11 protein-coding genes are annotated in these 15,093 nt (G+C 29.2%); all 11 read right to left on the bottom strand.

Annotated elements, in window-relative coordinates; genetic code table 11:
• Positions 1-21: 21 nt before the first annotated feature.
• The 11 genes from mnmA to dapF all read right to left on the bottom strand — a co-directional run bounded on the left by mnmA (position 22) and on the right by dapF (position 14,975).
• On the bottom strand, positions 22-1,161 hold the full coding sequence (gene mnmA / locus AC1RPX_RS05835; protein ID WP_409022386.1) for a tRNA 2-thiouridine(34) synthase MnmA: 1,140 nt from the start codon (positions 1,159-1,161) through the stop codon (positions 22-24).
• 126 nt (positions 1,162-1,287) lie between these two features.
• Complete coding sequence (locus AC1RPX_RS05830) at positions 1,288-6,588, bottom strand: helicase HerA domain-containing protein (protein ID WP_481761695.1); 5,301 nt, start codon at positions 6,586-6,588, stop codon at positions 1,288-1,290.
• Positions 6,569-7,894: a DNA phosphorothioation-dependent restriction protein DptG gene (dptG, locus tag AC1RPX_RS05825; RefSeq protein ID WP_481761694.1), complete on the bottom strand. Its 1,326-nt coding sequence runs from the start codon at positions 7,892-7,894 to the stop codon at positions 6,569-6,571. Before dptG ends, AC1RPX_RS05830 begins: the two co-directional genes overlap by 20 nt.
• Positions 7,894-9,765, bottom strand: a complete 1,872-nt coding sequence (gene dptF / locus AC1RPX_RS05820; protein WP_481761693.1) for a DNA phosphorothioation-dependent restriction protein DptF — start codon at positions 9,763-9,765, stop codon at positions 7,894-7,896. The genes dptG and dptF overlap by 1 nt, the downstream gene beginning before the upstream one ends.
• A gap of 142 nt (positions 9,766-9,907) precedes the next feature.
• Entirely contained in the window at positions 9,908-10,258 is a 351-nt protein-coding gene (locus tag AC1RPX_RS05815; protein ID WP_481761692.1) for a DUF1831 domain-containing protein, read from the bottom strand.
• A 13-nt stretch (positions 10,259-10,271) separates the two neighbouring features.
• Positions 10,272-11,420 (bottom strand): cysteine desulfurase family protein, encoded by a 1,149-nt coding sequence (locus AC1RPX_RS05810; protein WP_481761691.1) that lies wholly within the window; start codon positions 11,418-11,420, stop codon positions 10,272-10,274.
• A gap of 24 nt (positions 11,421-11,444) precedes the next feature.
• Positions 11,445-12,128 (bottom strand): 5'-methylthioadenosine/adenosylhomocysteine nucleosidase, encoded by a 684-nt coding sequence (locus tag AC1RPX_RS05805; protein WP_481761690.1) that lies wholly within the window; start codon positions 12,126-12,128, stop codon positions 11,445-11,447.
• 28 nt (positions 12,129-12,156) lie between these two features.
• Entirely contained in the window at positions 12,157-12,414 is a 258-nt protein-coding gene (locus tag AC1RPX_RS05800; protein WP_481761689.1) for a DUF1328 domain-containing protein, read from the bottom strand.
• The gene (locus tag AC1RPX_RS05795; protein ID WP_481761688.1) at positions 12,407-12,967 is read right to left on the bottom strand and encodes an NUDIX domain-containing protein; all 561 of its coding nucleotides are present in this window, start codon (positions 12,965-12,967) and stop codon (positions 12,407-12,409) included. Before AC1RPX_RS05795 ends, AC1RPX_RS05800 begins: the two co-directional genes overlap by 8 nt.
• A gap of 27 nt (positions 12,968-12,994) precedes the next feature.
• A complete protein-coding gene (locus AC1RPX_RS05790; protein WP_481761687.1) occupies positions 12,995-13,918 on the bottom strand; it encodes an alpha/beta hydrolase in 924 nt (307 codons plus the stop codon).
• 82 nt (positions 13,919-14,000) lie between these two features.
• Positions 14,001-14,975 carry a diaminopimelate epimerase gene (gene dapF / locus AC1RPX_RS05785; protein ID WP_481761686.1) on the bottom strand — a complete coding sequence of 325 codons (975 nt, stop codon included), beginning with the start codon at positions 14,973-14,975 and terminating at the stop codon, positions 14,001-14,003.
• Positions 14,976-15,093 lie beyond the last annotated feature (118 nt).

Raw genomic sequence — 15,093 nt, 5'->3', positions numbered from 1 at the left:
CTTAACTATTATAAATTCAATTTAAACATATTGTAATTGTTTTGATCCCTCAGTTGACTTTTTAAATGCAGCGTCAATGATACCACTACCTAAGCATTCTGCGCCATCGTAAAAGACAACAGCCTGTCCAGGTGTAATAGCACGTACTGGTGCATCAAATTCAACTGTAGCTTCTGTACGGTCATCATTTAAATGAACCGTCACACCAACATCAGTTTGACGGTATCTAAACTTAGCAGTGATATGGAAATCATTGCCAAAGCGATCGATTGGTGCCATAAAACTTAACTCTGATGCTTCAAGATAATCGGCATAAAGTAAATCATTATGGTAACCTTGTCCAACAATCAATGTATTTGTTGCTAAATCTTTACCTACAACGAACCAAGGATCGTTACCTTCACCCGTACCACCAATACCAAGACCTTTACGTTGACCAATTGTATAATTCATAAGACCATAATGCTCGCCCATTTTTACACCGTCAACAGTCATCATATTACCCGTTTGTGCTGGTAAATATTCACCAAGGAACTTTGTAAAGTTTCTTTCGCCGATAAAACAAATACCTGTTGAATCTTTTTTCTTAGCAGTTGAAAGTCCAGCTTCTTCAGCAATTCTTCTAACTTCTGGTTTTTCAATGTTTCCAATTGGGAACATAACTTTTTGAATTTGTTTTTGTGATAATTGACTCAAGAAATAAGTCTGATCTTTGTTACTATCATCCCCACGTAACATATGCATAATACCGTCAGCATCTTGCTCAACTTGTGCATAATGTCCCATTGCGATGTAATCAGCATCAAGTTCCATAGCATAATCGAAAAATGCTTTAAACTTAATTTCTTTATTACACATCACATCTGGATTTGGTGTCCGACCCTTTTTATATTCATCCAAGAAATATGTGAATACGCGATCCCAATATTCTTTTTCAAAATTAACGGAATAATAAGGAATTCCAATTTTGTTTGCTACTTTAGCAACATCTTTGTAATCTTCTGTTGCAGTACAAACACCCATTTCGTCCGTATCGTCCCAGTTTTTCATGAAGACACCAACTACATCATAACCTTGTTGCTTTAATAAATAAGCAACAACTGATGAATCGACGCCACCACTCATCCCAACAACGACACGAGTTTTACTATTATCTGGCATACTATCACCATCATTTCAATTAGATTCTGAAAAAATCTACGATTTGAAGGTCGCACTATTTCAGTAAGTACTATTATACCAATAATATATACTAATACAACCCTAGTGTGTCATAATTTACTTTACTTAGTTTATACGATCATCAAATCCACTTATTTTAATAGATTCTATTCGTGATACCACTTGATTGGTACCATTAAGCATAGGCCCTTTAATAATACTTTCGCCTTTTTGTAAATTAGATAAAAGATATTGATATTGTTGATTACTGTCTTTATCTAAAGATAGCGTGTTCGCAATAAGTTTAACTTGGTCTTCCAATGGTAAAAAATTAACTTGCTCAGATGCATTATAGACACTACTGATATCACCCTTAATAGCTGATATAGATTGAGTTGCAAAAATTCCTGACCAACCGAATTTTCTTCCTTCTTTTAAAATTTTAACAGTTGGAGAGTTATCTTTAAAATTTAAATTTTGTATTTCATCAAGTACCACTGGAATTGGATTTTCTTCTGTATTTCCAATACTTTGAAGATAATTAAACAAATCCCAAAGTACAAATTCAGTAATAACTTTTTGTATATCATGTTGAAATCCTTTTAATTGAAAAATATGAATAGTTCCATCTTTATTTAAATATGACTCCCAGTTTTTGGAATCTTTAGTATAAGTGAAAGGATTTGAACTCAATAACATATCTAGTCTACCTACTATTTTTAACCCATCCTTGAATTCATCTTCGTCACTTAATATATTTTTTAAATGTAAAAAGGTAAATGATTTACCGTTTCTTGCATAACCATCACTTATTGCAGTTTTCAATGAATACCTTTGCTGAGTGCCTAACTCAAAAACGTTATCTAACATTTGAGATACTCGGTCTGCCATATCATTTACATCTTCAGTAATAAAGGTTCCACCACCATAATCTATTTCTTGAAGATTAAATGGATTTATAGGTAATTTATCCCCCGCTTTAACTAAGTGAAATTGAATTTTATTATCATGTCTCATTTTGCTAACAAAATTTTTATCCAATTGATTTTCCAAAAATCCATCAGTATAATCAACTACCAAACTATTAATATTTTTATTAGCCAACTCATACAGTAATGTTTGAACAAAGTAAGTCTTCCCCTGCCCAGACTTACCCGTAATAATCATGTGCCTATTTGAAAGCCCTGGATTTCCATACTCCCAATAAGCTTCATCAACACTACCTTTTTTAACGCCTAATTTAATTCTAGTTTTTTCAGAAAATGTATTTTCAGGATATTCTATTTCAAAATCAGAAAGTTCATTTATATTCGAATATTGACTTTGACTTTCATTTATACTATTTATAGATTTAATTTCGTTGTTATCTTCAAAATTTTTTTTATCCTTATTTTCACAATATTCATAAGCTGACTCTGTATCTAATTCTTTGTTTATAATAATATTTTTTCCTTTATCAGTATCGATAGTTTCTTGATAACTATCATCATGCAAAATATTTTTTAAAAGGCTTTCTTCCGGAAATCCCAATTTTCCACTTTTAATTTCTGAGATGATTTCATTTAATCCCTTACTTGCATAAATGTATGCGTCACCCTCAGGAAGTTTAATTTCAGTTATATTCTTACCGCCTAATTCCTTTCTAAGAATTCTCCGACTATCATTTCTATCACCAAATGAAACAATGAAAGCCTTGCCATAATATTCGTTTAATTCATTTGAAATTATAAAATCATTATTCAATAACTTATCATCATTATCTTGAATTTTTTTATATAGTTCTGCATTTATTAACTTGTTATTAAACATTTTTTTTAGATTAGCTAAATATATTGTCATAAAAAAATTACGGTAATATTCGGATTTAAATTTATTTTCATCCCTCAGCGCCTCATTTATTGTTTCTGCCGTATTAACCGCCTGCAACGTTGCCTTAGATATAACATCCGAATGGTTCTGTCCAACTTTAACTTCGACAGGAAACAAATGAATTTTTAAATTTTCTCCTACTTCAACACCCATGAATAACAGATCATCACTTGTAGCTCCTGTCATTCCTAGATTTTTTGCTGTAAATAATCCTTCTTTTTGGCTCATGCCAACCATTCCAGAAACTCTTAATATCTCTTCTAGCGATATGGGCACCCAAATAATATTCTCAGTTTCTAAAATACCCATTAATTCTTTATACGCCGAAATAATACTTAACTTTTCCCTCACTATATTGTGATTCGTTTTATCTCCGATAATTTTTAGAAGCCATTCTCCATTAATAATGTTAAATGATTTAATAATATTTAAACTTGTTTCTTTATTTTTAATTATAGTTTTGTCATATCTTTCTATCTTATCATTGATAATTAAACTATATTGTTCAATTTGGTTTGTAAAAGTTATTGACTCATAATTTGAAGTGTTACTTTGATCTGTATAATGAATAATATATAAATCATTACGTTCCGAAAAATAATCCAAACTGATATCTGGATCCAATAACGTTACCCAATTACTATTTTCCATAATATTCGTTAATATATCATCAAAATGACCATCTTCACTTTCAAAACTTGGAATGTTATTTACATTCGTAATTCCTGCTTGATAAACATTTGTTTCCGCATTGTTGGCTACACTAAATGCATTCCAATCATACATAAATTTGATCAATGGCCGATGTAAATATTTTGAATCCATATTTACACCGAATCCTTGTATAAACATTTTTTTATCAAGACTATATTTTTTACCACTTATTAGACCGCCTAAAGTATAATTCATTTCCAGCTTATCTGATTTAAAACTATTGGCATTACTCTCGACATCCATCTTATAAAATGAAACATGACTATATGGTTGTCTAACAAAATTATGATAAATATTAATCCGCGATTTTAATACTTTAATTACGTCTTCATTAGCATAATCATTAATTTTATCTCCCATAAATTTTTCAGAAAATAAATTTTCAAAATCAGCTGCCGTTATAATTTGATTAAATTGGTCATATATTGGATTAAGAATTTTTTTATCGTTATTTATATATAAATTAACAGGATGCATATTTTCTAATTTAAACCCTTGTTTAGTATTTTGAAGCTGTTTTAACATAAAATCAATCGTACTCTTTAATATTGTTTTATCATCGTTAATATTATGCATTGAAGCATTTAATGCATAATCAGAACTTACTTCAAAAAGATAATGAAAATGCTTATAAAAATCTAACATTCTAGAAGTAATAATATTTCTAGAAATCGCTGATATTTTTGATTTTTTAAATTCATTAAAGAATAACCATCTAGGCGAACTATCATCAAAATTTGATTTTAATAGTCCCCCATTTTTTGATATATATGGAACTAATCCACTTGGATTTAACGTTCGAATAAAATTTTCAGGTATAGATTGAAATTCTGTCCTTTTTAATAACTCTAGTTGATATTTAATCAATACTGGATGTAAAGGTGTATAAGCTATTTCCCCATCGATTTCTACTGTACCCATTTTATATAAATCTTTTAATTCCAATGTAAGTCTTTCTTCGGAGATTTGATTAATTACTTCATCAAAATCATCACAATATTTATTAAGAGCTTTCAATAATTCTTGATCAAAATAACTTAAACTTAAAATAGTATTTCTTTCTTTTAATAGCTTACAAATAAGAATATAGTCTATTCTTATTTGTTCAGGTATCTGAACTTCAATACTAGTGACAATTGAATCATCTATTTTTGCATACAATATTTGTTGTTTAATAATATCTACTTCATAATTCAACAACTTCTTATTTTCACTAAAGACATAATATTTTTCTGTACCATTAATTATTTTAGCCCCATCAAAAATTAAACTTTCATTAGCCTTACGCCTATTTTTTTCTATAAACAAACCACTTCTGGGAACCGGCTTCTGACTATTATCTAAAATTGAAAATGGTATTTCAATGCCTTCATTAACTAGCTTAAATTCATTCTCACTTTCATCTGAATCAATATTTTCAAAATTAATATTTACACCCACTTCATCTGAAATAGGAATTACATTATATTTAATCTGATCATAATCAACCTCATCAATAAAATCTGTACCACCAATTATATAATTTTTTTCGTATTCTAACTGAATCTCCATCTTAGATTTAGTTATTTTTACACGATAACTCGATAATATATTATTAAATATGTCTTGAGAAAATGGTAAATAAATTATTTGAAATGTATATTTCTGTGCCTTTGAATGTTCATATGAGGTCTTAATTCCATATATATCCATCACATTGAAGTCGTTTACAATAATTTTTAAATTATTACCATCTGCAGTAAATTCAGCAGATTTCCCATCAATTATATGGCTCTTACTTTTATTAATTCTTGATGCCTTCACAGAATCATCAAAAGGAAGTTTTATTATCAATTGATTATTTTCATGATTAATATTATTTTTAAATATTAAAATAAATCTGTTTTTGTACTTAACAGAATTTTTATTTTCACCATTTTCTCTACTTCGGTCATATATAATTAAATCAGGATTAACTTTATTTATTTTATCTGATTGATAAATAATTGTATCTTTTCTTAATTCTTTTAATTTTTCTTTTCCTCTTTTTATTTTTGAAAAATCGACATCCATCCAAATATCCTTTTCTTTCAACATACTCATTGATTCTAAATCTGCTTGCGTGTAGTTAACTATTTTATCTTCAACAGTATTATATTCTTGCCAACCACCAATCTTTTGAAAATCTTGCTTATTTTCTCTTAATCTTTTTTTAATATTATCAGCATCATACGTTTGTATTTGTGTATCATAAAAATAACCCATATTTTTATAGTCATCCGGAGTAATCTCTGATTTTTCTAAAATTGAAAAAATACTGGCAAAATCTAATAATGTTAAGTTCATTGAATCTTCCAAAATTATATTCTTTTTAAACTCTTCTAATACTACTTGGTTAGCGTCCGATAACCCGGACTTTTCTATTTCACTTTTTAAATCGTGTTTAATTTTATCAACAGAAAAAGGCCCATTTCCGTGACTAACATTCATGGCTCCACCCGATATACTGTCAAGAATTTCAGTACACACGATAAAAAGTGCCGTATTTCTCCATATGTCAGATTGTAAACTAACCCTATTTCTAAGTGTTACTAAAAAATCTGAGTTCATTTTATCTGTTGCTGCAACAAATAATATGTTAACACCATTTATATTTACCACTTTACCATGGAACTGCACGTCCTTTTGATCAATTACAAAATCTTCAGTAGAAATAATATCATTCATTTCAAATGCATTATAGAATCTAACAACTTCATTATTTTGATCTAAATTCAAATAATACCTGCTACCAGCACTAATATTTTGGGTTTTAAACCATTTAAATAACCGTTCGATTAAAAATTTATAATATTGGTTTGACATATTGTGCATCCCCGCTATCGCTTAATTTTTCAAGAATATTCATTTTTTCATATGTTTCTACTAATTTTCTTTTAGAAATATTATCTAATGAAATTCCTCTATTACTCATTTCGGTAATAACATCTTTAACAAGCATTTTTTCTGAACCAACTATACCCGCTGTAATCACCAATACAGTATCATCAGTCATGTTTAAAACATTTCCAAGTCTACCACGTCTTTTTACAAAATATTTTACTGCTATTGCTTCAAAAGATTTAGAAAATCTAGATTTAGTTTCGTCGGATAAATTTTTTGTTAATTTTAATTTTAAAAGTTTTATATTATCCTTTATATTATTTTCAGATGACATGCTTATATCATCCTCCAAAAACTCATTTAAAAATTCACTTAAATTATTTCTAAGTTCTATTGAATATTCAAAATTTATATCTGTTAACTGAAATAAACTATAAAATTTTTCACTAGGAACTAATAAATTTAAATAATCTAATAAATCAACGTTAACTAACAAATCAGTTGCGTTTTCTTTAACTTGAGCATAACCTCTATCATTTGTTGGTCTTGAACCTGATATTTTTTCCGTATCAAGTGCAAAAAAAATATTTTTTTTATTAAACTCATCGAAGGTTCCAATATTCATTATTATTTGACTAATTATGAAAAAATAATAGTAGCTAAAAAATGTATCAATATTTTTCATAAAAAATGTTGTATTTTTCATAAAATTGTTCAAATCATGATTAAAATAATCTAAGAATATACTTTGGTCACCAATTGAAACAAATTTTTCTTTTTTTATATTATTATTAGTTAGTTCATGTAAATTTTCTATAATAATTTTTTCATAAAGATTGTGCTCATCTTTTTTATTTATAAATTCAATCCACATATTATTTTTCTCTAGCTCAAGTGTATAATTTAAAAATGCTGCAATCTTTAATTCTCCACTTGAACTTTTTTTTTCGTTCGACTTTTTATACGCCAGCAACTTGGGAATATAAATTTCATCAAGTGCCGAATTAGAAAATAATTTTAAAAATTTATCTTTATTACCTATTTTAGATAAATCAAAATCATCACTTATATCCTTATCAAAGGATTTAGTATCCTTTGATATCTCACCTTTGTTAATGCTAATCCTTGCTAAATTACCTATAATTGGTGCAAATCCATTTTCAAATTTTGCTCTCTCTGGCTCACGGGTCATAAACGGTAATAATTGTCCTGATTTATGATGATTATTTTTTATCTTTCCTTTATCCATTTCCAAATGTTTTTTTAAATTTTCTAATTCAATAGACATTATATTTTCACCTCTGATACTTCATAATCAATCCCATTATTCTCTATTTTATATAGATATCCATCATTTATATTACCAACAATAACAGTTTCATTGTTATTAGTATTCAGTAATATGTTAAATACAAAATTGTTAAAATTCATTGCCTCTGACCGTTCAATATTAGAAATAACATATCCATTATGAATTTTTGTCAATAGCACATAATCTTCAAAATCTATTTTAACAAAATATTCAGCTTCATTACTTGTATCTTTAAAACACATATTAATTTCAAACTTGTTAATTTCAAAATCTACATAGTTTAATCTTAATGGCACTGCAACTCTAGTTTTTAAACTCAAATTATTTATAAACGCGAATCCTTTTACAGTTTGACCGTTCCACCGTAATACATTGCTTTGTATCAATTTTGCCAACTCTTTAATTTGTCTTACATTTTTTGAAAGAATACTTAGAAAAGAAAAATAATTTTCATTATCAAATAACTCATTTTGATAATCTAATAAAAATTGAACTCTAAGAAATGTGTTAACTCGAATTTTATGTCTATCCGTATCTAATTTACCAACAGATTCTATAACTTTTTGAATTGCTCTTTCATTATCTTCAATTTTATCTTCAATTTTATCAACATACTCATCATCATAGTTGTATACCTCAACATTAAATTCATCAATTTTTTTATTTGAATTTCGTGATGGATCAAGAAAATAAATAGCTTTTAATATCTCAGACTTATTTTGGCTTTCAAATAATAAATAAGGTAAATATGATGTGTAATTACTTTTAATTTCCTTTGCTGGTATAATAATATCGTGAATAAAGTTCAATACATCTCGAGTGGAGATGATTATACCATTAGAAACTTGAATTCTTATCAATAAATATTTAATTGCTTCTTGGACTTTCTTATTTAAGAACAGCTCATAATTAATATGTTCAACTTTATCATAGCCATTTTCTAAATCATTTCTGTAAGCATTATAAAATGGATTATTTTCTTCTTTTAAACATATTTTTTTAAAAATTTGATCATAATATAAGCTGTTCACACCCGTCTCATCAATTTCAAAGTTTGCATTATTAAAAAATGAAATCACTGATACTTTTTTATCTTCTATATTTTCCTGATTATTTTTTTCTATATTACTCAATGCAATTGTAATTTCACTTAATGTCGAATCTGACTTTATTTTATGAAGTAATCTCTTAACTACCCCTAAATTAATAGCAATAATAACATGTTTATAACCTTCAATTTCATTCTTATTCTTTGTGAGAATATCCATTAACGAATCAATAGATGATAAATTAGGATTAATGCTTTCCGTTGCATCATTATGTATATATACTTTATTTTTTTTAAAAATATCAAAATATTGATTATTCATGTAAGATAATAGATGCGATTTTCCATCTCCTACATTTCCTACAATAAAAGTTAAAGAACTTTTTTCTCTCTGTATTTTATTAAGAATTATCTTCTCTAACCTATGTTGTATTTCTCGTTCTACGTGCATATATTCATTAAAAGCACTAAAATCACTTGCATCAATTACAGAATCTTTTGCTTCAAATGATAATTTTTTTAACATCTGTGCCAGAGCAGATTCTGTTATATTTTTATCTTTCTTAAATACATCAAAATATTGGTGTATTTCTTCTAACTTATTTATGTCATGAGTAATTGCAACTATTCTAAGTTTTTCAAAATCAATATCTGAAATTAACTTCTTACTTCTTAATTTCAATCCCAAACTATACAAATCATCTAACGAGAATTCTACCTTAGACCCTTCAAAAGATACTTCAAATTTTTTAATCAATATTTTATATAATGATTCTGCTTTCATCAAATATAAATCCATTATTTCATCTCCTATTGAATATAGTGAATACGCTTTATTATACCTTTTCAATCTAAAAACGTACATACAAAAACATCCTTATAATACTTCATAGTTAATATACCCTTATAAAATACTATTAATAATAATAAAAAAGGTATTGTCATTTTGACAATACCTTTTTCAAAACATCCCTATCAATTAATTGACCAATCACATAATCAAATTGTTCAGTTTCAGCTTTTTTATCTTCACCATGAAATATATTAACTGCTTTAAGTCCATTAGCAGTCGTCGTTGACATTTTAAATCCAGTTAATGACTTATCAACGATAACTTTAACTTTAATGCCCTTATTGAAAGGTGAATTAGGATCTAAAGATCTCTCCAATTGAAAATTACCTGCTTTAGTTTCTGCAAATCCTAAATCTCTTAACGTATATTTTTTTACATCAGAACTCAATTCATAAGTTACTGTATCTCCTAAAAGTTGAATACTTTTTTCAAATGCCATTATTAAATTCCCCCTATTTTTTCAATCTACCAACTATTCTAACTAATTGTACTATAAAAGTATCTATCTCTTCAGCTGTATTATCTTTTCCAAAACTCAATCGAATAGATTCTGTGACTCTCGGACTCTTTTCACCGTACATAGCCATTAATACATGTGAAGGTTCGAGATTACCAGCAGTACATGCAGAGCCACCAGAAACAGCAATACCTGCCAAATCTAACCGGGTCTGTAATACTTCAGTTTGAATACCTTTTATCCAAATATTAAAGACATGTTGTAAGTTATCATCTGAGAGTGTCCCATTAATTTCAAAATCAATATGGTTATCATCTAATCCCGCTATAATTTGCTTTTTGAAGCCTTGATACTTTAATTGTCGTACTTGTTTTTCATCATCTGAGATTAAAGAAACAGCTTTAGCAAAACCTGCAATTGCTGGTATGTTTTCTGTCCCTGCTCGTCTCTTGTCTTCTTGCTCCCCACCTTTAATAAAGGGAGGGAAAAATATAGATTCTCTTCTATAGAGAAAGCCTAAAAATTTAGGCCCATTCAATTTATGGGCTGATGTTGATAACATATCTATATGATCCTCATTAACATCTATATCCAGTAGTCCATAAGCTTGAACAGCATCCGTATGGAACCAAGCTTGATGATCCTTTAAAATCTCACCAACTTCATGAATTGGCATATGACTTCCCGTCTCATTGTTACCCATCATGATTGAAACAAGAATTGTATCATCTCTTAAAGCCTCTTTAAAATCGACTATATTGATAACACCATCTTCATTAACTGGTAAATAAGTAACTTCAAATCCAATTGATTCTAAATATTTCATTGTTTTTAAAATAGCCTGGTGCTCTACTGCTGTTGTGATTAAATGCTTACCTAATGTTTTTCTCTGAATAGCTGTTTGCATAATAGCCATATTATCACTCTCAGTACCACCACTTGTAAAGATGATTTCTGATTCTTTTGCATGAATACTATTTGCAATAATTTGTCGACTATCATCAAGCACCATTCGTGCTGAACGTCCAAATTGATGTGTACTTGAGGCATTCCCGAAGGTGCTCTTCATCATATCTGTCATCACTTCAACGACTTCATTTGCCATTGGTGTGGTTGCTGCGTTATCTAAGTATATTCCTGACATTAATTTAGTTTATCTCCTTTTAATTTAGCTTAATAATGATAGAATCATTCGTGCTGATTTTTGACCAGCTTCAATAATAAAATCATCAAATGTTTGTCCAGCTTCTTCATCGCCAACATCTGACATCGCTCTAACAATAGTGAATGGAATACCAAATTGGTGTGCTGCCTGACCAACTGCGGCACTTTCCATTTCACTACAAAGAGCATCAGGAAAATGATTAAGTATGACATCTGTCTGAGCTTGACTTGCTATAAATTGATCACCAGATACAATTAGTCCTGGTTTTATACTTAAATCATTTTCTTGAGCCGCTTTTTTAATTGCATCGTTTAAATTTGTATCTGCCAAGTATTTAGTTGGTTGTTGGGGTAATTGACCAATTTCATATCCAAAAGCTGTTGCATCAACATCATGATAGGCAACTTCTGTGGCTAAGACCACATCTCCAATTTTAAGTCCATTACCAATACCACCAGCTGAACCAGAATTAATAACGGCTGTTACTCCAAATTCTGCAATTAAAAGGGCTGTTGTCATCCCTGCTTGTACCTTACCAATACCAGATCTAACCAAAACAACTTCTTTTCCATTAATTTGGCCTGTATAAAATGAAATCCCGCCAATTTCTTTGTCTTTTCTATTCTCTAGATGACTTCTAAGCGAAAGAATTTCTTCCTCCATTGCACATAAAATACCGTAAATCATGTTGTTACCCTCCATTTTTTATTAATATCTAAGGTAATAAGAATAAAGCTAAAAATACAATTACAATTGCAATAACTAAAAATACAATTGTCCAATTCAAAAATTGGTTTAATTTACTTTTTTTATTTGTTTTTTCTGGTTGTTCTGAAGATGAGCTTCTTGTTGGATGTTCATCTTGGTATTCCTTTTCAACTCGTTGACGTTCTTTTTGTCGAAATTCAGGATCATTCTTTAATTCTTGTAATCTCTGATATTCACTTCTCGATAACTTTTTTTCATCATCCATGTAATTCACCTTTTAATCGTTCAATTTCCCAATGATTAACCGCTAAAATAGTTTTAACATCAGTTATTTCACCAGATTTAATTTTAGCTTGAACCTCATTAAACGTCAATTCGACTACATTTAAAAATTCATCAATATCCTGAGGTAACTCGTTATCTACATTTTCTAATCCAGTCGCATAGAATAGCGTTAAATATTCGTCCGCAAATCCTAATGCTGAATGAAACCCATATATTTCAGCTAAATGTTTAGCTTCATAGCGTGTTTCTTCATTCAGTTCACGTGTTGCAGTCTCGATTAAATTATGATCATCGCCATCAATTTTACCGGCCGGAATTTCTAATGATGTCTTCCTAATAGGTGCTCTCCACTGGTTAACTAGAACAATTTTTTCTTCATCCGTTATTGCTAATATACCTACAGCACCATGATGATGTACGATTTCTCTATTTGATTGTTCACCATTTGGTAGTTTAACCGTCTCATTAACAACTTCTATAACATGTCCTTTGAATATTAATTCTTCTGATAAAACTTTTTCTTCTAAATTCATTTAATTAACCTCGTTATTTTACTTTTCCTAGTTAAAATATTGTTTTAAAAAATGAGTTACTTTCTTTTCATACTCAACTTTATCTTTTGTAAATGACGTAGCATGTTTAGCACCATGTGCAATGAAAATTTCTTTAGGTCCTCTTGTCGCAGCATAATTTTGATAAATCATCTCAGTCGGAACAAATTTATCGTCACTACCATGAATAAATAACACAGGTAACTTATTATGATTTAATTGCTTAATTGAACTTGCTTCATAAAATGAGTAACCTGCTTTAACTTTTGATATCAGACTAGCAATAGGGATAATAGGGATTTTAGGTAACTTATACATCTGTTTCAACTGATAAGTTAACTCATCAGCCACACTTGTATAGCCACAGTCTTCAATAATTGCCTTAACTTGTGAAGGCAATTTTTTCTCTCCACTCAACATCATAACCGTTGCGCCACCCATACTAACACCGAATAGAGTAATTTTTGAATCTGTACCTTTATATTTAATTACTTTATCAAGCCACTGTAAATTATCTTTTCTCTCTAACCAACCATAACCAATATAATCACCTTGACTTTGGCCATGTGCTCTTGCATCTGGTGCAAGAACATTATAGCCTTTGTCATGATAAAAATGAATAAAGCGGACCATTTCTTCTTTCTTTCCCATAAATCCATGAGCAACAAATATTGTTTTATTAGTTTTACTTTCTGCAGGAACATAAATTGCTTTAAGCTTTAAATTATCTTCAGATTTGATCTGCCAATTTAATTTTTTAACTTGTTTTAACCAAGTGTATTCTTTCTTTAACTCAGCACTTTTAGGTTCTGAATTAATAAATTCCTTATTGGTTGGTGTCTCCGCATATTCAAATAAATAATAACTAATGCCAAAAATAACAAAGCCAATTATTATCAGCATTAAACAAATTCCAATGATCCATTTTTTCATTAAATTTCCTCAAGCGTTTCCCTTTATTTTAAATTAAAAAAAGGATAAAAGACAGTCATTTATGTCTTTTACCCCCATAAAATTACATAATACTTAATATAAACTTTAAATAAGCATCCTGTTCATTAGTTGATATCCATTTGGCCTTAGAAAAATCACCATTCAGAGCATCAGCTAACTCAATTGTTATATTCGCAACATTAGTTGCATTACCAATTAGAGACATCCAGTAATTGCCACTCTCATCTTGATGCACAACAGTTTTAACCATACCACCAGGATTTTTTACATTAATTTCAGTTCCAAATGGCACTTTACCTTCACTTAACAGAACAAACATTAAACTTGAAGCAGACATTGCTGTTCCACACGCATTAGTAAACCCAACTCCGCGTTCATAAGTTCTAACAAAAATTGATTTATTATCTAATTTTTCAACAAAACTAACGTTAACACCATCTGGAAAATACGGATTTTCACCGTTTAAATAAGTTGCAATTCTTTCAAGTTCCGGTCCTTGTAACGTTGTATGATCAACAAAAGTAATTAAATGCGGATTTGGTACCGAGACAGCTGAAAACTTTAACGTTTGTGAAAATTCAGGAATAATTTCATCTACCAATGTTTGTCTTTGTAAAAACATTGGTAACGTTTGTGACTCAAAACTAACAGGTGAAATTTCGACATTGTAAGCTGCAACGCCTGCCTGAAGATTTGGTGCTTTCTTAACATCTAAATCAGCATGCATTGTCTCAACTTTAAATTCTGTTTGTCCAAATTTAGTTTCTAAATAGCGCCCAACAGTTCTTAAACCGTTTCCACACATACTAGCCTCTGTACCATCAGCATTGATGACTCTCATTTGACCTAGAACACCATTATGACTTGATTTATCAACGACTAAAATGCCATCTGAGCCACCGTGTAATCCAGATTCTCGATCACACATTTGAATTGCTAAATTCTTTAATTTTTCATCTGATAATGCTGTCTCTAATTTAGTTTGATCTAAAAGAAAAAAATCGTTTTCTGATCCATGTACTTTTACTAATTCCACATTGAACACCTGCTCTCACTATAATTGTATACCTTACATATTACGCTATATTTTTAGGATTGTAATCAATTTGACTCAAAAAAAGGAATAACTCTACGTTATTCCTTTTTTGAAATAT

The sequence above is a fragment of the Dellaglioa sp. CoH-56-MRSF-14 genome (assembly GCF_056782115.1).
This window is presented reverse-complemented; position numbering and strand designations above follow the sequence as displayed.